Origin of the sequence: Rhizobium sp. R86522, assembly GCF_042466255.1 — a bacterium.
Lineage (GTDB): Bacteria > Pseudomonadota > Alphaproteobacteria > Rhizobiales > Rhizobiaceae > Allorhizobium.
This window is the reverse complement of record NZ_JAXHBX010000001.1, coordinates 3882501-3900450: the sequence shown is the minus strand read 5'-3', so window position 1 is coordinate 3900450 and position 17950 is coordinate 3882501. Positions and strand designations below refer to the sequence as shown.

16 protein-coding genes (1 of these 16 running past the window's edge) are annotated in these 17950 nt (G+C 62.2%); 7 read left to right on the top strand and 9 right to left on the bottom strand.

Going from position 1 to position 17950, the window contains the following annotated elements; genetic code table 11:
• Positions 1-9 precede the first annotated feature (9 nt).
• From hisF to hisB, 4 genes are all read right to left on the bottom strand, one after another.
• Positions 10-786, bottom strand: a complete 777-nt coding sequence (gene hisF / locus SJY08_RS18895; RefSeq protein WP_069042711.1) for an imidazole glycerol phosphate synthase subunit HisF — start codon at positions 784-786, stop codon at positions 10-12.
• Positions 787-796: 10 nt separating this feature from the next.
• Positions 797-1531, bottom strand: a complete 735-nt coding sequence (gene hisA, locus SJY08_RS18890; protein ID WP_377277564.1) for a 1-(5-phosphoribosyl)-5-[(5-phosphoribosylamino)methylideneamino]imidazole-4-carboxamide isomerase — start codon at positions 1529-1531, stop codon at positions 797-799.
• A gap of 18 nt (positions 1532-1549) precedes the next feature.
• On the bottom strand, positions 1550-2200 hold the full coding sequence (gene hisH / locus SJY08_RS18885) for an imidazole glycerol phosphate synthase subunit HisH (protein WP_377277562.1): 651 nt from the start codon (positions 2198-2200) through the stop codon (positions 1550-1552).
• An 83-nt stretch (positions 2201-2283) separates the two neighbouring features.
• Positions 2284-2880 (bottom strand): imidazoleglycerol-phosphate dehydratase HisB, encoded by a 597-nt coding sequence (gene hisB, locus SJY08_RS18880; RefSeq protein ID WP_054149978.1) that lies wholly within the window; start codon positions 2878-2880, stop codon positions 2284-2286.
• Between the two features lie 200 nt (positions 2881-3080).
• Here hisB and hslV point away from each other — a divergent pair, with 200 nt between their 5' ends.
• The 6 genes from hslV (at position 3081) to SJY08_RS18850 (ending at position 11918) form a co-directional block, all read left to right on the top strand.
• Positions 3081-3608, top strand: a complete 528-nt coding sequence (gene hslV / locus SJY08_RS18875) for an ATP-dependent protease subunit HslV (protein ID WP_054149977.1) — start codon at positions 3081-3083, stop codon at positions 3606-3608.
• A 69-nt stretch (positions 3609-3677) separates the two neighbouring features.
• The gene (gene hslU / locus SJY08_RS18870; RefSeq protein WP_054149976.1) at positions 3678-4985 is read left to right on the top strand and encodes an ATP-dependent protease ATPase subunit HslU; all 1308 of its coding nucleotides are present in this window, start codon (positions 3678-3680) and stop codon (positions 4983-4985) included.
• Positions 4986-5174: 189 nt separating this feature from the next.
• Positions 5175-6101, top strand: a complete 927-nt coding sequence (locus SJY08_RS18865; RefSeq protein ID WP_377278666.1) for a DUF1402 family protein — start codon at positions 5175-5177, stop codon at positions 6099-6101.
• 39 nt (positions 6102-6140) lie between these two features.
• Complete coding sequence (locus SJY08_RS18860; protein ID WP_377277558.1) at positions 6141-7544, top strand: cytochrome P450; 1404 nt, start codon at positions 6141-6143, stop codon at positions 7542-7544.
• A gap of 98 nt (positions 7545-7642) precedes the next feature.
• Positions 7643-9646 (top strand): hydantoinase/oxoprolinase N-terminal domain-containing protein, encoded by a 2004-nt coding sequence (locus tag SJY08_RS18855; RefSeq protein ID WP_377277556.1) that lies wholly within the window; start codon positions 7643-7645, stop codon positions 9644-9646.
• Between the two features lie 103 nt (positions 9647-9749).
• Positions 9750-11918 carry a malate synthase G gene (locus tag SJY08_RS18850; protein WP_377277554.1) on the top strand — a complete coding sequence of 723 codons (2169 nt, stop codon included), beginning with the start codon at positions 9750-9752 and terminating at the stop codon, positions 11916-11918.
• 77 nt (positions 11919-11995) lie between these two features.
• Here the strand turns inward: SJY08_RS18850 and SJY08_RS18845 are convergent, their stop codons facing one another.
• Positions 11996-12661: a L,D-transpeptidase gene (locus SJY08_RS18845; RefSeq protein WP_054149972.1), complete on the bottom strand. Its 666-nt coding sequence runs from the start codon at positions 12659-12661 to the stop codon at positions 11996-11998.
• Positions 12662-12838: 177 nt separating this feature from the next.
• Here SJY08_RS18845 and SJY08_RS18840 point away from each other — a divergent pair, with 177 nt between their 5' ends.
• Positions 12839-13321: an MmcB family DNA repair protein gene (locus SJY08_RS18840; protein ID WP_054149971.1), complete on the top strand. Its 483-nt coding sequence runs from the start codon at positions 12839-12841 to the stop codon at positions 13319-13321.
• On the opposite strand, the gene SJY08_RS18835 is transcribed toward SJY08_RS18840, so the two are convergent.
• The 4 genes from SJY08_RS18835 to SJY08_RS18820 form a co-directional block, all read right to left on the bottom strand.
• Positions 13322-13918 (bottom strand): ActR/PrrA/RegA family redox response regulator transcription factor, encoded by a 597-nt coding sequence (locus tag SJY08_RS18835; RefSeq protein WP_054149970.1) that lies wholly within the window; start codon positions 13916-13918, stop codon positions 13322-13324. It abuts the gene before it with no gap.
• Positions 13919-13989: 71 nt separating this feature from the next.
• Positions 13990-15291, bottom strand: a complete 1302-nt coding sequence (locus SJY08_RS18830; protein ID WP_054149969.1) for an ActS/PrrB/RegB family redox-sensitive histidine kinase — start codon at positions 15289-15291, stop codon at positions 13990-13992.
• A 25-nt stretch (positions 15292-15316) separates the two neighbouring features.
• Positions 15317-17782 carry an ATP-dependent helicase HrpB gene (gene hrpB, locus SJY08_RS18825; protein WP_377277551.1) on the bottom strand — a complete coding sequence of 822 codons (2466 nt, stop codon included), beginning with the start codon at positions 17780-17782 and terminating at the stop codon, positions 15317-15319.
• A protein-coding gene (locus tag SJY08_RS18820; protein ID WP_377277549.1) for an ornithine cyclodeaminase family protein crosses the window boundary here: on the bottom strand, positions 17779-17950 show its 3' end. 782 nt of this gene lie beyond the right edge of the window; the window shows 172 of its 954 coding nt (coding positions 783-954); its start codon lies beyond the right edge, outside the window; its stop codon occupies positions 17779-17781. The genes hrpB and SJY08_RS18820 overlap by 4 nt, the downstream gene beginning before the upstream one ends.

The following is a 17950-nucleotide window of genomic DNA, read 5'->3' as shown; positions in this document are numbered from 1 at the left end:
CCTTCCGCGTCAGTCGAGACGCATGGCGATGCCGGCTGCGGCCATATGGGCCTTGGCCTCTGCAATCGAATAGGTGCCGAAGTGGAAGATCGAGGCAGCGAGAACCGCTGTTGCGTGACCATCGCGGATGCCGGCGACCAGATCATCGAGATTGCCGACGCCGCCCGAGGCGATGACGGGGACGCGGACGCTGTCGGCGATCGTACGGGTTAGGCCAATATCGTAACCGCTCTTCGTTCCATCCCGGTCCATCGAGGTGACCAGAAGTTCGCCGGCCCCGCGCTCGACCATCTTCACCGCGAATTCCACCGCATCGATCCCGGTCGGCTGGCGTCCGCCATGGGTAAAGATCTCCCAGCGATCCGTTTCGCCCGCAGCTGAAACCTTCTTCGCATCGATCGACACGACGATGCACTGGTTGCCGAACTTGTCGGCGGCTTCTGCCACAAAATCGGGGTTCTTCACCGCTGCCGAATTGATCGACACCTTGTCGGCGCCGCACAGCAGCAGCTTGCGAATATCGGCAACGGCACGGACACCACCGCCGACCGTCAGCGGCATGAAGCAATGATCGGCCGTCTGGGCCACGACGTCGAAGATCGTGTCGCGATTGTCCGAGGATGCGGTGATGTCGAGAAAGCAGAGCTCGTCGGCGCCGGCTGCATCGTAGGCCTTGGCCGCCTCGACCGGGTCACCGGCATCGATCAGATCGACGAAGTTGACGCCCTTGACGACGCGGCCGTCCTTGACGTCGAGACAGGGGATCACGCGTGCCTTGAGTGTCATGGTCTTGTCCTCAGCCTCTCGCAGCCTTGATCAGCGCCAGCGCTTCCGCAGGGTCGATGCGCCCATCATAAAGCGCGCGACCGGAAATCGCACCTTCGAGCTTTTGCGCATCCGGCTCGAGCATGCGCTTGATGTCCTCGATCGAGGCGAGGCCACCCGATGCAATCACGGGGATCGAAACGGCAGCGGCCAGTTCCAGCGTCGAGGCCCAGTTGATGCCGGTCAGGATCCCGTCGCGGTCGATATCGGTATAGATGATTGCGGCGACTCCTGCGCCTTCGAAACGCTGCGCGAGTTCGATCACGCCGAGTTCGGAGGCTTCCGCCCAGCCTTCGACAGCAACCTTGCCAACCTTGGCATCGATACCAACGGCGACCTTGCCCGGGAAACGCTTGCAGGCTTCGATGACGAGGGCCGGATCACGCACGGCAACCGTACCGAGGATCACCCGCGACAGCCCACGCGACAGCCAGCTCTCGATATGGTCGAGCGTGCGAATGCCACCGCCCAGCTGCACCGGGTTCTTCGTCGCCTTCAGGATCGCATCAACGGCAGCGCCATTGACGCTTTCACCGGCAAAGGCGCCGTTCAAGTCGACGACATGCAGCCATTCGAAGCCCTGGTCTTCGAAGGCGCGCGCCTGTGCTGCCGGATCGGGGTTGTAGACGGTGGCCTGGTCCATATCGCCAAGCTTGAGGCGTACGCACTGGCCGTCCTTGAGGTCGATGGCGGGAAAGAGGATCATTGAGTGTATCCGTGCCCTTCAGGGCGTCCAGGTCAGGAAATTGGCGATGAGCTTCAGGCCGAGGGCCTGGCTTTTCTCGGGATGGAATTGCGCACCGACCATGTTGTCACGCCCGACAAAGGCGGTCATCGCGCCACCATAGTCGGTCGTTGCAATCACGTCCTCGGGCTTGCGCGCAGCAAGGTGATAGGAATGAACGAAATAGGCGTGCAGCCCGTCCGACCCCGTCGGAATGCCGTCGAACAGCGGATGTGGCCGGTTGAGTGTGAGCGTGTTCCAGCCGATCTGCGGGATCTTGAGGGATGGATCGGACGGCGTCATTTCGACGACATCGCCTTCAATCCAGCCGAAGCCGTCGGTCACGGTCTTCTCAAGACCACGCGACGACATGAGCTGCATTCCGACGCAGATACCGAAGAAGGGGCGGCCCTTCTTCTCGACGACATCAGCAATCGCGTCATGCATGCCGGGAACGGCATCGAGCCCCTTGCGGCAGTCGGCATAGGCCCCGACACCCGGAAGCACGATTCGGTCGGCGATGGCGACACGGTCCGCCTTGTCGGTGAGTTCGATTTCGGCGTTAAGGCCGGCCTCGCGGGCGGCCCGTTCAAAGGCCTTGGTGGCCGAGCGCAGATTGCCCGAGCCGTAGTCGATGATAGCTACACGCATGTCTTCCAGTCCTTTCTGCTCGACGGTTCGGCTTCAACGTCCGAACCGGAGCAAGGTGGCAGTCTCACTCGGGAAACTGCCCCTTAAACCAGGGTGCCCTTGGTGGAGGGGATACGGTTTGCCTGCCGCGGATCGACTTCCGTTGCCGTCCGAAGCGCGCGCGCGACTGCCTTGAAGCAGGTCTCGGCGATATGATGGTTGTTCGCGCCGTAATGGTTCAGCACATGCAGCGTGATCCCGGCGTTCTGGGCGAGAGCCTGGAAGAATTCGCGCACCAGTTCGGTGTCGAAAGTGCCGATCTTCGGCGCACTGAAATTGACGTTCCAGACCAGAAACGGGCGGCCGGAGACGTCGATAGCCGCCTTGGTCATCGTCTCGTCCATGGCAAGGTCGATCGAGGCATAGCGCGTGATGCCCTTGCGGTCGCCGAGCGCCTTGGAAATGGCCTGACCGAGCGCAATGCCCGTATCCTCGACGGTATGGTGATCGTCGATATGCAGGTCGCCCTTCACATCGATATCCATGTCGATCAGCGAATGGCGGCAGAGCTGGTCGAGCATGTGATCGAAGAAGCCCACGCCGGTCGAAATCTTGCCCGTGCCGGTGCCGTCAATATGGACGGAAACCGAGACCGAGGTTTCGTTGGTTTTGCGGGAAACTTCGCCTTTACGCTCTGCCATTTGGCTGCTCCATGAGGATCTCGGCCCTCCCATAACAGCAGGGCGGTGAAATATCCAGAAGTTACATTGCGCTGCCGCAAGGCGGCGCTGGAGCTTTTGCCGCAGATTGCAATCGTTGAAAGCCCACTTACATAGGAACCGACAAACCGGGCCTCAAAGCCCGTTCCACAAGGCCCGCAGAGGCGGGTGACAGGTGATTGATGACAACGATTGTTACCGTACGCAAGGACGGCAAGGTGGTGATGGCCGGTGACGGACAGGTCAGCCTTGGCCAGACCGTGATGAAGGGCAATGCCCGCAAGGTCCGCCGCATCGGCAAAGGCGGCGATGTGATCGCCGGCTTTGCCGGCGCAACAGCCGATGCCTTTACGCTGCTCGATCGTCTCGAAAAGAAACTCGAGCAATATCCCGGCCAGCTGATGCGCGCCGCCGTCGAGCTCGCCAAGGACTGGCGCACCGACAAGTATCTGCGCAATCTCGAAGCCATGATGCTGGTGGCCGACAAGTCGATCACGCTCGCGATCACCGGCAATGGTGATGTGTTGGAACCCGAACACGGCACCATCGCCATCGGCTCCGGCGGCAACTTCGCCTATGCGGCTGCCCGCGCCCTGATGGATACCGATCGCTCGGCCGAGGACATCGCCAGACGTGCGCTCACCATCGCCGGCGAGATCTGCGTCTACACCAACAACAACATGGTGGTCGAAACCCTCGACGCCGACTGACGGCTGCCGATCGAATTCCACACCAAGAGACGATGCGCGGGTCCGCGGCATCGTGAGGAGCAACCTGAAATGACCAATTTCTCCCCGCGCGAGATCGTTTCCGAGCTCGACCGCCATATCATAGGTCAGCATGACGCCAAGCGCGCGGTCGCGATCGCCTTGCGCAACCGCTGGCGCCGCCAGCAGCTATCAGAAGATCTGCGCGACGAGGTGATGCCGAAGAATATCCTGATGATCGGACCGACCGGCGTCGGCAAGACGGAAATCTCCCGCCGCCTGGCCAAGCTCGCCGGCGCGCCCTTCATCAAGGTGGAGGCGACAAAGTTCACCGAAGTCGGTTATGTCGGCCGCGATGTCGAGCAGATCATCCGCGATCTGGTCGAGATCGGCATCGCACTCATCCGCGACAAGAAGCGTCTGGAAGTGCAGGCCAAGGCGCATCAGCTGGCCGAAGAGCGCGTGCTCGATGCCCTGGTCGGCGCCACGGCATCTCCGGCTACACGGGACAGCTTCCGCAAGAAGCTCCGCAACGGCGAGCTCGATGACAAGGAAATCGATATCGAAGTGGCCGACAGCGGCTCCGGCGCGCCCGGCTTCGAAGTTCCCGGCATGCCCGGTGCCAACATCGGCATCCTCAACCTGTCGGAAATGTTCGGCAAGGCCATGGGTAACCGTACCAAGAAGGTCCGGACCACCGTCAAGGCATCCTATGCCGACCTGATCCGCGACGAGTCCGACAAGCTGATCGACAACGAAGTCATCCAGCGCGAAGCGCTGCGTTCCGTCGAGAATGACGGCATCGTCTTCCTCGACGAAATCGACAAGATCGCCGCCCGCGAGGGTGCCATGGGTGCAGGCGTTTCGCGCGAAGGCGTGCAGCGTGACCTCCTGCCGCTGGTCGAAGGGACGACGGTCGCGACCAAATACGGTCCGGTGAAGACCGACCACATCCTCTTCATCGCGTCTGGCGCATTTCATGTGTCCAAGCCCTCCGACCTTCTGCCGGAGCTTCAGGGCCGCCTGCCGATCCGCGTCGAGCTGAAGCCGCTGACCAAGGAAGATTTCCGCCGCATCCTGACAGAGACCGAAGCGAGCCTGATCCGCCAGTACAAGGCGCTGATGGCAACCGAGGAGCTCAATCTCGACTTCACCGAGGATGCGATCGATGCTCTCGCCGATGTCGCGGTTCAGCTCAACGAAACGGTTGAGAACATCGGTGCCCGTCGCCTGCAGACGGTGATGGAGCGGGTGCTCGACGAGATTTCCTTCCATGCACCGGACCGCGGTGGCTCGGAAGTGATGATCGACTCGGCTTATGTGCAGGAGCATGTCGGCGATCTCGCCGCCAACACGGACCTTAGCCGCTACATCCTGTGATCTTTGTGCATCTATGGGTCGCTTTCGCCCCCGGCGTGCCGGGAAAGTGAAAGCGGCCCATATCGACAATACAGGTGCCTCTTATGTAAGGAGGGCCGCAGTCGGACGCTGCCCGCGAATGCGCTGGCAATCCGTTCGAGGACAAATGTCCAGGGGCCGCGCATCGTGCTTACTATTGCAAGAAATCTCATCGTCGCCATTACGCTCGCCGGGCTTGTGCCCGCAGTGTCGCTTGCTGACGACAAGGTCCCCTCGGGAAATCGCAATGCCGAACAGCCGGCCATTCCCGGCGCCTCCGTGCGGCGTACCAAAGCGGGCAAGACCAGCTTCGATCTGAAATATGAAAAGGTCCGCGATCTCCTGAAGACGGACTCGAAGCTGGTGGGCAAGCTCAAGAAGACGGCCGCCGCCTATGGCATTGCGCCCATCCATATGGTGGGTGCCATCGTCGGCGAGCACACCTACAATGTCGACGCCTATGACAGCCTCCAGAGCTATTACGTGAAGGCCGCGTCTTACGCCGGCAACAGCTTCCGATTCGGCTACAAGGACGAGAGCATTGCCGACTTCGTCGGCCGGCCGGAATTTGCCGAATGCAACGGCTATTCTGACTCCTACCGTCTCTGGACCTGCCGCGAAGATGTGTGGCAGGATCGCTTCCGCGGCAAATCCGTCGGCGGCAAGTCCTATCCGAACAATCGCTTCAGCGCCGTGTTCTTCCAGCCCTTCTATGCGGGTCAGACCTTTGGTCTGGGGCAAATCAATCCTTTGACGGCCCTCATGCTGTCGGATCTCGTGCATCAGAAGTCCGGCTATGCCCGGCTCGACGAGAACGACGCGGCGGGCGTCTACAAGGCGATCATGGATCCCGACATCTCGCTCGCCTTCATGGCAGCGGTCATCCGCAAGTCGATTGACGACTACAGACAGATCGCAGATGTCGATATCTCGGGGAACCCGGGTGTTACGGCGACGCTTTTCAACATTGGCGGCTCGCAGCAGCGGGCCCGTGCTCTGGCGGCAAAGCGGGTGAGCGGTGCGGCGAATTGGCCGGAAGAAAACTATTACGGCTGGCTGATCAATGATCGGCTGGACGAGTTGGAGTCCCTGCTCTAATTCCTTCAGGGGGGCTCCAACCCTTCGAGGGAGCATCACATGGACGCCAGTCTGCGCAAATCGACTTTCGAGCCGCCGGCGCCTGTGCCGCGGACGGTCCCGCCCAGCCGACTGGAAATCATCCGCACAGTGCTGAGGAACCCGCTCGAACTTTGGGGGCAGCCGTCCTACACTTGGCCCTGGATCGTCACTCGCTTTTTTGGCCAGACCACCATCATTGCCAATGACCCAGGTCTGATCCGCCATGTGCTCGTCGACAACGCCTCGAATTACGAGATGTCCGAGATCCGCCAGCTTGTCCTGCGCCCCATTCTGCGCGATGGCCTACTGACGGCCGAAGGTCCCGTGTGGAAACGCTCGCGCAAGGCCATGGCGCCGGTCTTCACTCCTCGCCATGCCCGCGGCTTCGCCCGCCAGATGCGCGAGCAGAGCGAACTTTTTCTTGAACGTTACGAAGCGGGGACCGAGGGCGTCGTCCGCGATATCGCCGTCGACATGACCGAACTGACTTATGCGATCCTTTCCGAAACTCTCTTCTCCGGCGGGATCGTCTCCGAACAGGGCGATTTCGCCAAGGATGTCGACGATCTCCTGCACAGCATGGGACGGATCGATCCGCTGGACTTGTTGAAAGCTCCGAGATGGATCCCGCGCCTGACCCAAATCCGGGGTCTCGGCGTCTTGCGCAAGTTCCGCGAACTCGTGCGACGGACGATGGATCACCGCCGGGCCATCATCAAGACGGATCGGGAGAACGCACCGGACGATTTCTTGACATTGCTTCTCGAGCTGGAAGGACCTGACGGTCTGACCTCGGAAGAGATCGAGGACAATATCCTGACCTTCATCGGGGCCGGGCACGAGACGACGGCGCGTGCCCTGGCCTGGACCTTGTATTGCGTGGCCCACTGTCCGGATGTCATGGACGCAATGGAGCGGGAAATCGATGAGGTCATAGCGTCCGGCGCCGATCCGGTCGATTGGCTTGAGCAGATGCCGCATGTGCGAGCCTCTTTCGAAGAGGCGATGCGGCTCTATCCGCCGGCGCCCTCAATCAACCGCGATGCGATCGCCGACGATCGCTATACGGCGCCCAGTGGCGAGACCGTCGAGATTGCGAAGGGCGCCACTGTCCTTGTCATGCCCTGGACGCTGCATCGCCACGAGCTTTACTGGGACAAGCCACGGATCTTTGACCCCTCCCGCTTTCTGCCATGGGAGCGCGAGAAGATCGGCCGCTTTCAGTATCTGCCATTTGGCGCCGGTCCACGCGTCTGCATCGGCGCCACCTTTGCGTTACAGGAAGCCGTGATCGCGCTCGCGGTGCTGATGCAGCGATATCGTTTCGCGACGACGCCGCAGACGAAACCCTGGCCGGTTCAGAAGCTTACCACCCAGCCAGCTGGCGGCCTGCCGATGCGGGTCACGCCGCGCAAGCCGTAATGCGGCGTGTTCCTGCCGCTCCCTCGCTGGAAATCGCACTAAGCCCTGTGCCATAAGGGATGCGTCGCCGTAGTGGCGGGGAAGATGGGGAAGACTGCGTGACATCCGATTACATGCTGGGCATCGATACCGGCGGCACCTACACGGACGCCGTGATCTACAGCGAGACGCATGGGATCGTCGCCAAGGCGAAGTCGCTCACCACCCGGCACGACCTGTCGATCGGCATTTCCGGCGCGCTTGAAAGCGTGCTTGCCGAATCAGCAATTGATCCCTCGGCGATCGGCCTCGTCTCGTTGTCGACGACGCTCGCGACCAATGCGCTGGTGGAAGGGCAGGGCGGCCGCGCCGGTCTGATCATGATCGGGTTCGGGCCAGACGATATGAAGCGCGATGGCCTGGCCGATGCGCTTGGCAATGATCCGGTCCTCTTCATTGCCGGCGGTCATGACGTTCATGGCACCGAGACACTTTTCGACCAGGCGGCGCTGGAAGCAGCACTGCCCGAGCTTTCGGCCAATGTCTCATCCTTCGCGATCGCCGGTTATTTTGCGGTTCGCAATCCGGCGCACGAGCAGCGGGCGCGCGAGATCATTCGCCGGCATTCCGGCCTGCCCGTCACCTGCAGCCACGAGCTTTCCTCCAAGCTCGGCGGGCCAAGACGGGCACTGACAACCCTTCTCAATGCCCGCCTGGTCTCGATGATCGACCGGTTGATCGGCTCTGCCGAGCGCTATCTCGGGGAGCGCGGCATCCATGCGCCACTGATGGTCGTGCGTGGTGACGGCGCGTTGATCTCGGCAGCCGAAGCTCGGTTGCGACCGATCGAGACCATTCTCTCCGGTCCCGCCGCGAGCCTCGTCGGCGCACGCCACCTGACCGGCCTTGATGATGCCGTCGTGTCCGATATCGGTGGCACGACGACCGACGTCGCCGTCATGGAGGCCGGTCAGCCGCGGCTTGATCAGGATGGCGCCGTCGTCGGCGGTTACCGAACCATGGTGGAAGCAGTCGCCATGCGCACCTTTGGCCTTGGAGGCGATTCGGAAGTCCGCTTTGACGACCGGGGCCTTGCGGCGAAGATCGACCTCGGCCCACGCCGCCTTGTCCCCTTGAGCCTTGCGGCAGCCCTGCATGGAGCGTCCATCACTGACGTACTCGAGCGCCAGCTCCGCGCGCCACATCTCGGACGTCACGATGGGCGCTTCGCGGTCCGCACCGGCGTCCCGGATCATCTGGCGGCCGGTCTCCAGCCGCAGGAGGCAGCACTCTTTCAAAAGATCGGCAGCGTGCCGCTTCCCCTGGACCAGCTGATCAGCTTCACCCAGCAGAAGGCGACACTCGACCGTCTCGTCGCCCGTGGCCTCGTGCATCTCTGTGGGCTCACGCCATCCGACGCCATGCATGTCCTTGGGCGTCAGGGCCAATGGGATCGCAAGGCGGCCGAACTCGGCATGGCGCTGGCGATCCGACAGAAGGATGGTTCTGGCCAGCCGATCGCGTCATCGCCGGAAGTGCTTGCCCAGTTGATCGTTGATCGCCTGACGCGCCAGTCGGCCGAAGTCATTCTCTCCGCAGCGCTTGCCGAAGATGGCCTTGCCGACATCGAGCCTGCGAAATCGGTGCTGATCGATCGCGCGCTCAAGCGACAGGCGGGTATCGCCCGCTTCAACCTCTCGCTCGACCGGCCATTGATCGGCCTCGGTGCCTCGGCCGGCGTCTACTACCCGGCGATCGCCGAGATGCTGGCTTCCGATGTCGCCGTGCCTGCGGATGCCGATGTGGCCAATGCCGTCGGCGCTGTCGTCGGGCAGGTGCGCAGCAGTGTTTCCGTCACTGTCGGATCGCCGGAGGAGGGGCTTTTCATGATCACCGGCGGCGGCGACAGCGAGCGGGCGACGGATGAAGCCGTTGCCCTGGAAAGGGCGAGGACAAGGGCGACCGAACTCGCGCGTGCAAGGGCCGAAGCCAGTGGTGCTGTGGATGTCGTGCTGATCATCCGGGAGGAGCTCGATGCACCTGAGATCGAGGGACGCCGCAAGCTCGTGGAAGCGCGGATCACGGCGACGGCCTCGGGTCGCCCCAGGACTGCACGCGGCTGACTTTCGATTTTGGAAACAATATTTCTTATTTGTGACGGATTGACTGCTAATCGGTTTCAGCCATGCTGCGTGCCAAAGCCAGTCCAGTAAGAGGAATGACGTCATGACATCTATTGAAGCTCACGGCCTTTCGATCGACAAGCGCCTCTACGATTTCATCGTGACCCAGGCGATCCCGGGAACGCAAGTCGAGGCCGATGCCTTCTTCGCCGGCTTCTCCCGGATCGTTCACGACTTGGCGCCGAAAAACCGCGCCTTGCTCGCCAAGCGGGATGACCTGCAGGCCCAGATTGACGCCTGGTATCGCAAGAACGGCGCGCCCGCCGATCTCGCCGCCTATGAAAGCTTCCTGCGTGAAATCGGCTATCTCCTGCCCGAGGGCCCCGACTTCAAGATCGAGACGGCCAATGTCGATCCGGAGATTTCGTCGATCGCCGGTCCGCAGCTCGTCGTGCCGGTCATGAACGCGCGTTATGCGCTGAACGCCGCCAATGCCCGCTGGGGTTCGCTTTACGACGCGCTTTACGGCACGGATGCGATTTCCGAGGCTGATGGCGCGGACAAGGGCAAGGGCTACAATCCGGTTCGCGGTGGCAAGGTCGTGGCGTGGGCGAAGTCCTTTCTCGACCGGAGCCTGCCGCTCGCCGGCGGCAGCTGGGCTGACGTTACAGGCTTCGACTTTGAAAACGGCGCGCTCTTCGTCGAGACCGCCAGCGGCCGGACAGGCCTTTCCAGTCCCGACCAATATGTCGGCTTCAAGCGTGAGAGCGAAAAGGCATACCGCCTCTATTTCCGCACCAATGGCCTGCACACCCTCGTCTTCGTCGATCCAGACAGCCTGATCGGCAAGGACGACCCCGCCGGCATCGCCGATGTCGGGCTTGAATTGGCACTCACCACCATCATGGACTGCGAGGATTCGGTCGCGGCCGTCGACGCCGAGGACAAGATCGCCGTCTATTCCAACTGGCTCGGCCTGATGAAGGGTGACCTGACGGAGGAAGTTACGAAGGGCGGCAAGACCTTCACCCGTTCCCTGAACAATGACCTCGAACTGACCGGCGTTGACGGCGGTGAGGTGACACTGCCGGGCCGATCTCTGATGCTCATCCGCAATGTCGGTCACCTCATGACCAATCCCGCGATCACCGACAGGGACGGCCATGAGGTGCCGGAAGGCATCCTGGATGCCGCGATCACCGCTCTCGTCGCGCTGCATGACATCGGCCCGAATGGCCGCCGGAAGAACTCCCGCGCAGGCTCGATGTATGTCGTGAAGCCGAAGATGCATGGTCCAGAAGAGGTCGCCTTCGCCTGCGAGATCTTCTCCCGCGTCGAGGAACTCGTCGGCATGGCTCCCAACACGATCAAGATGGGGATCATGGACGAGGAGCGCCGCACCACCGTCAATCTCAAGGAGTGCATTCGCGCGGCCCGAGACCGCGTCGTCTTCATCAACACCGGCTTCCTCGATCGCACGGGCGACGAAATTCACACTTCGATGGAAGCGGGCCCGATGATCCGCAAGGGCGACATGAAGCAGGCCGCCTGGATCGCAGCCTATGAAAACTGGAACGTCGATATTGGCCTTGAATGCGGCCTGTCCGGCAATGCCCAGATCGGCAAGGGCATGTGGGCCATGCCGGATCTGATGGCGGCCATGCTGGAGCAGAAAATTGCCCATCCGAAGGCCGGGGCCAACACGGCCTGGGTTCCGTCGCCGACGGCAGCAACGCTGCACGCCACACACTATCACAGTGTCAATGTCGCGGGCGTTCAGGAAAGCCTGAAGTCCCGCTCGCGCGCCAAGCTGTCGGATATTCTGTCGGTTCCGGTCGCGACGCGTCCGAACTGGACCCCGGAAGAAATCCAGCGGGAACTCGACAACAATGCCCAGGGTATTCTCGGCTATGTCGTCCGCTGGATCGACCAGGGCGTCGGCTGCTCCAAGGTGCCGGACATCAACAATGTCGGTCTGATGGAGGATCGCGCAACGCTCCGCATCTCCGCCCAGCACATGGCAAACTGGCTGCATCACGGCGTGGTAACGGAAGAACAGGTCGTCGAGACGCTGAAGCGCATGGCGATGGTTGTCGACGACCAGAATGCCACTGACCCGGTCTATGTGCCGATGGCGAAGGATTACGACGGCTCGGTTGCCTTCCAGGCGGCGCTTGACCTCGTGCTGAAGGGCAGGGAGCAACCGAACGGCTACACCGAACCTGTTCTCCATCGTCGCCGCATCGAGCTGAAGGCAAAGTCTGCGGCCTGACAGCCGGCCTTTGCCGATAAGAAAAAGCCCCGCCGGATCGCTCCGGCGGGGCTTTTCGTATTCTGCTTCTGTGCAGCTTACTGCTGAACCACGACCTTGGAGTTCCGGCCCGGCTTGACGCGGTTGTAGAGGTCGATCACGTCCTGGTTCATCATGCGGATGCAGCCCGACGAAGCAGCCGTTCCGATCGATGCCCATTCCGGCGTGCCGTGCAGGCGGAACAGCGTGTCCTGTCCCTTCTCGTTGAAGAGATACATGGCGCGGGCGCCGAGCGGGTTGCGCAGGCCGGGTTCCATGCCCTTTTCGACATACTTGGCGACTTCGGGCTTCCGTTCCGCCATTTCCTTCGGCGGATGCCAGGTCGGCCAGGCCTGCTTCCAGGCGATATAGGCCTCACCCTGCCAAGCAAAACCCTGCTTGCCGACGCCGATCCCATAACGGACCGCTTTGCCGCGCGGCAGCACGTAATAGAGGAAGCGCTCGCGCGTGTTGACAACGACCGTGCCGGGTTTTTCCTTGGTCGCATAATCGACAATTTGTCGGTGAAACTTCTTGTCGACTTTCTGGATCGGAATCGCCGGCAGGGCATAACCTGCATCCGTTACCGAACCATAGGTGTCGCTGAAGATCTCGACCTTGGTGGTTTCGGCCACTTCGGCCTTGTCGCCGGTCGTCGTTGTGCAGCCCGCGAGGCCTAGGGACATAACCAGGCCAAGCGCGGTCAAGATGTTGCGGAAGCGCATGATAAAGCTCGTGGGTGATGGCTGAGAGACGGTCTTGTGACCATCTTTGATTATGGTTTATTTTGAATTAATCTCGGCGACGCAAGTGCCGTACTTCCGCCGAATGTCTTCGGCGCTGCAAAATGACTCCGCATTGCTTTTTTGCAACAGACTTGAGCGTGCGGAGCGGAGTTGTCCATGACCTTAGTCTCTGTCGCAGTAAACAACCCCTTAATCGACGGGCGGCAGTCGGATCGCGCCATGATGATTCGGCGTGGTGTCCAGATCCTTCTGGCGGAGATGCGTTTTGCCATCCTGCCGGAACTGACGCTCTCCAATGGACGTCGTGCTGACCTGATCGCCCTTTCAGACAAGGGCGAGATCTGGATCGTCGAGATCAAATCCTCGGTCGAGGACTTTCGCGTCGACCGGAAATGGCCGGATTATCGTCGCTACTGCGACCGATTGTTTTTTGCCACCCACGCCGGTGTGCCTCTCGAGATCTTCCCGGAAGACTGCGGCCTCTTTCTATCGGATGGGTATTCGGGCCACCTGTTGCGGGACGCTCCCGAGCACCGCCTTCCGCCTGCAACGCGGAAGTCGGTTACCCTCGATTTTTCGAGGACTGCCGCCCAGAGGCTCATGGCCGCGGAATGGGCGGCCCAGCTCAAGTCTGTCTGATTACTTCGGGGCGCGTTTGGCCAGTATGCGCTGCAGTGTCCGGCGATGCATGTTGAGGCGACGAGCTGTCTCGGAGACATTCCTCTCGCAGCTCTCATAGACGCGCTGGATATGCTCCCAGCGGATCCGGTCGGCCGACATCGGGTTTTCGGGGATCTCGGCCTTCTCGCCTGGTCGTTGGGTCAGTGCCAGATAGACATCGTCGGCGTCTGCGGGCTTCGCCAGATAGTCGAGCGCCCCGAGTTTGACCGCGGTAACGGCCGTGGCGATATTGCCATAACCTGTCAGCACGATGATCCGTGTGTCGGAACGGCGCTCCCGGATCGCCTCGATGACGTCGAGCCCGGTTCCGTCACCCAACCGCAGATCGACCACGGCATAGGCAGGTGCTGCTTCCTTGACTTTCGCCATGCCCTCGGCGACGGAGCCGGCGAGCTCCACCGTGAAGCCGCGGCTTTCCATGGCGCGCGCCAGGCGACGCAGAAACGGCGCATCGTCATCGACGATCAGCAGCGAAGGGTCAGGGCCGAGATCGTGACTGCCCGCTGCTTGCGTGCCGGCGGCTGGTTTTGCGACCTGTGATGCTGCGTCTGCCATCTTCTCGTTCCTGCGACTGTTCCAAAAACTTCGCTGCCGACCTTATGCGTGCCAAGACCCTACAGGTAAAGTCATAACGACGTGTCCAATTCCATGTATTCACGGGGCCAGATCACCATGACGCGCGCCCCGGACCCTTCCGGGCTGCGATTTTCGAAGCGCAGGCTGGCTCCGGACCGTTCGAGCAGTGTCTTTGCGATGAACAGCCCAAGGCCGAGACCCCCGGCGCGCGTTTCATTCTGCCTGCTTGTAACATAGGGCTCGCCAATTCTTTGCAAGACCCCCGCGGAGAAACCGGCTCCGTCGTCCTCGATCGTGACGGTTACCTCGGCGGCTGTATGCTCCACGCTGACCATGACTTTGGACTTGGCATAATCGACCGCATTCTCGAGCAGGTTGCCGAGACCATAGAGAATGGCGGGATTGCGGGTCCCGACCGGCTCGAGTGCCCGGTCGGACAGCTCGATCAGCTCAACCTTCACCCCGAATTCCCGATGCGGCGCAATGACCTCCTCCATCATCGAGGAGAGCGGCAGCTCGCGCATGTGGGCTTCGCCTTCCGTGGCGAGCGAGGTCAGGCGGCGCAGGATGTCGCGGCAGCGCTCGCTCTGGCTACGCAGCAGCTGCACATCCTCCCGGTAGCGCTCGTCCTGACCAAGATCCCGCTCCATCTCCTTGGCTACCACGCTGATCGTTGCCAGCGGTGTACCCAGTTCATGCGCAGCCGCTGCTGCGAGACCATCGAGCTGATGCAAATGCTTTTCCCGCTGCAGGATGAGTTCGGTCGCGGTCAGGGCGTCGGCAAGCAGGGTCGCTTCTTGGGAGACGCGATAGGCATAAAAGGCGGCAAAGGCCGTCATCGAGACAATAGAGCTCCACATGCCGAGCTGCAGAAGCGGGTGCACCTCGAGCGTGCGACCCTCGAACCAGGGCAGGGGATAGGGTGTGAACGCAAGCAGGGTGATGAAGGCGAGCGCGGTTACAAAAAGCGCGATCGAGTGACGGCTCGGCTGCGACGCAAAGGAGATGATGACGGGAATGCAGATCAGCGGCGCAAACGGGTTGTTGAGCCCGCCGGTGATGAAGAGCAGCGCACCCATTTGGAAGAGATCCAGCGCAAGCACCGCAAAGGCTGCCGCCGGCTCCAGGCGGTAGGTGGGCGGGAAGGCCACCGACATCAACGAATTGGCCGCAGCCAGTGCGGCGATCAGCCCCAGACATGTCACGAGCGGCAGGGGAAATTCGAACCAGAGCGCCACGACCAGAATGGTCAGCAATTGCCCCGCTACGGCCACCCAGCGGAGCTTCACCAGGGTTTCGAGACGCAGGCGCCGGCTGCTCGGACCGAATTTGGCTGCCAGATCCATGGTCATCACTATTCCCTGTTCTGCCGCGCCATCAGGTTCCGCGGGGTTTCGCTCGTGTCGTGGGATCTGCCGCAGCAGGGTCCTCTGGCCAGGGATGCTTCGGATAGCGACCACGCATGTCGGCGCGCACATCCTTCCACGATCCGGTCCAGAACCCCGGAAGATCCCGTGTTGTCTGAATGGGTCGATGGGCGGGCGAGGTCAACTCCAGAAGCAGTGGCAATTTGCCGCCGCCGATCGTGGGGTGCGTCTTCAACCCGAAAAGCTCCTGCACCCGGATCTGCAGGACAGGCTCATCGCCCTCGTAGCGGATCGGATGGGATTGTCCGGTCGGCGCGGTGAAATGCGTCGGGACGAGCCGGTCGAGCTCCCGCTGCGATCCTCCAGGGACCAGCGCCATCAGTCCGTCATGCAGGCTGCCGGCACCGATCTCCTGAAAGCTCGTCACGCCCGACTGGAAGGGCACGAACCAGTCGTCCAGCCTCGCAATGAGACCGTTATCGCTGGTATCCGGCCATGGCTCGCCGAGGCTTCGGTAAAGAAAGCCGAGCCTCTGTCGCAACTGGGCCGCCGCCTTCGAGAAGGGCAGGGCGGCGACACCCAGAAGGCGGACCCCTTCGGCAAGTGCTCTGGCAGCATTCTCTCCCTTTGGCTTCGGCAGGGGGTGTTCGTCGAAGATGATCGCGCCCAGTCGCGTCACCCGTCGTGCCCGCACCTGGCGGCTCGCGGTATCGAAGCCGCTTTCCTCCGACGTCGTGATGGCCTTGGGGAGAAGTGTCTCGATGTCGCCGTGTGAGGTTTCGGCTGCTGCGAGCACACGCCCCTGCGCCGCCTTGCCGGTCAGATCGGCGATGACAAGCAGCTCGGCACCCGCCAGGCGTTCCGATGCGGGGATCTCTGCTCCCCGGCCATTGGCCATGACGAACCGGCCGCGCCCACCCCTTTGGCGCGCGATCCTGTCCGGGAAGGCGTGGATGAGCAGGGCGCCGGCGGAAACAGGCGCTATATTGCCTTCCTCACGGTGATTGAGGCCGGACGACAGCCTCTGTGCGAGATTGCGGGCATTGCGGGCCCGCTCGCCGCGATCCCGGCGGAACTGCCTCAGCCGCTCATCGAGATCGAGATCATTGCCGCCCAGTCCCTGTTCGGTGAGGAGAACCGCCAACTCTGCGGCGGCTTGGGCTTCGCCATGCTCGGACGCGCCAAGCACCATGGCAGACAGCCGGGGTGGCAGTCCGAAATCCCGCATGCGTCGCCCCTTGGCGGTCAACTGCAGCTTTTCGTCGAGCGCCCCGAGCCCGATCAGCAACTGGCGCGCCTCCTTGAGGGCAGCCTCAGGCGGCATGTCGATGAGAAGGAGCTGGCCTGGATCCGCAACCCCCCAATGGGCAAGATCCAGCGCAAGGCCGGAAAGGTCGCTCGACAGGATTTCAGGTGGCGTGAAGGCAGGAAGGGCTGCTGTTTGTCCAGCATGCCAGAGCCGGATCGCAATCCCCGGTTCCGTTCGCCCCGCGCGACCGGCCCGCTGGTCGGCGGAAGCTCGGGACACCCGGACCGTTTCGAGACGCGTGATCCCTGTCGATGCTTCAAACACGGGAAGCCGCTGCAACCCGCTGTCGATGACCACGCGCACACCGTCGATGGTGATCGAGGTCTCCGCGATCGATGTCGACAGCACGACCTTGCGTTTGCCCGGTGCCGCCGGACGAATCGCCGCGTCCTGGTCCGCCTGGCTCAGCACGCCATAGAGAGGTGTGATGACGACATCCTGCCCGATCCTGTTTTCAAGCCGCTCGACTGTCCGCCGGATCTCCGCCTGTCCCGGCAGAAAGACGAGGATCGATCCCGTTTCGTCCGACAGCGTCTTCAAAATGGTCGCGGTGACCGCATCTTCAATCCGCTCGTCGCCCGAGCGGTCCCGGTGGCGGATCTCGACCGGAAAGCTTCGCCCCTCACTGATGATGACAGGTGGATCTTCAAGCAACTGCCCGATGCGCTCGATATCCAGTGTTGCCGACATCACGACGATCCGCAGATCCGGCCTGAGCGCCGATTGGGCATCGAGCGCCAGCGCCAGTCCGAGATCGGCGTCCAGCGACCGTTCGTGGAACTCGTCGAAAAGGACGGTGGACACACCGGTCAATTCCGGGTCGTCGAGGATCATGCGCACGAAGACGCCTTCCGTGACCACCTCGATGCGCGTCCGGCCACTGATCCGGTTGTCCAGCCGCATCCTGTATCCAACGGTCTCGCCGACGGCTTCGTCGAGCAGCCCGGCCATTCGGGACGCGGCCGCCCGTGCGGCAAGTCGCCGAGGCTCCAGCAGGATGATCCGGCCGTTGCCACGCCAGGGCTGGCCAAGCAGATGCAAGGGAACGATCGTCGTCTTGCCGGCGCCGGGGGGCGCCGACAGCACCGCCCGGTTGCCCTGCGCGAGAGCCATGCCGAGCTGGTCGAGACGATCGCTGATCGGAAGAAGCGGAAGCGAAGGTGTCACGAAGCTGCACTGTCCTGGCTGGCGGTCTCGTAAGCGAGGATCGCGCCGGCAAGATCCTCGAGCGCCGCGCCCACGGATTTAAACAAAGTGATGTCCTCGCCGCTCCGGCGCCCACGATGACCCTTGACCAGCTCCGCCAGTTCGCCCTGGACATGATCTCGGGAGATA

Excerpts from the sequence above, each read along its gene's own strand:
- hisF (WP_069042711.1), bottom strand. The coding sequence starts at position 786 with ATGACACTCAAGGCACGCGTGATCCCCTGTCTCGACGTCAAGGACGGC.
- SJY08_RS18845 (WP_054149972.1), bottom strand. The coding sequence starts at position 12,661 with ATGCGCTTCCGCAACATCTTGACCGCGCTTGGCCTGGTTATGTCCCTA.
- SJY08_RS18850 (WP_377277554.1), top strand. The coding sequence starts at position 9,750 with ATGACATCTATTGAAGCTCACGGCCTTTCGATCGACAAGCGCCTCTAC.
- hslU (WP_054149976.1), top strand. The coding sequence starts at position 3,678 with ATGACCAATTTCTCCCCGCGCGAGATCGTTTCCGAGCTCGACCGCCAT.
- hisA (WP_377277564.1), bottom strand. The coding sequence starts at position 1,531 with ATGATCCTCTTTCCCGCCATCGACCTCAAGGACGGCCAGTGCGTACGC.
- SJY08_RS18830 (WP_054149969.1), bottom strand. The coding sequence starts at position 15,291 with ATGACCATGGATCTGGCAGCCAAATTCGGTCCGAGCAGCCGGCGCCTG.
- SJY08_RS18835 (WP_054149970.1), bottom strand. The coding sequence starts at position 13,918 with ATGGCAGACGCAGCATCACAGGTCGCAAAACCAGCCGCCGGCACGCAA.
- SJY08_RS18860 (WP_377277558.1), top strand. The coding sequence starts at position 6,141 with ATGGACGCCAGTCTGCGCAAATCGACTTTCGAGCCGCCGGCGCCTGTG.
- hisH (WP_377277562.1), bottom strand. The coding sequence starts at position 2,200 with ATGCGTGTAGCTATCATCGACTACGGCTCGGGCAATCTGCGCTCGGCC.
- SJY08_RS18840 (WP_054149971.1), top strand. The coding sequence starts at position 12,839 with ATGACCTTAGTCTCTGTCGCAGTAAACAACCCCTTAATCGACGGGCGG.
- hisB (WP_054149978.1), bottom strand. The coding sequence starts at position 2,880 with ATGGCAGAGCGTAAAGGCGAAGTTTCCCGCAAAACCAACGAAACCTCG.
- hslV (WP_054149977.1), top strand. The coding sequence starts at position 3,081 with ATGACAACGATTGTTACCGTACGCAAGGACGGCAAGGTGGTGATGGCC.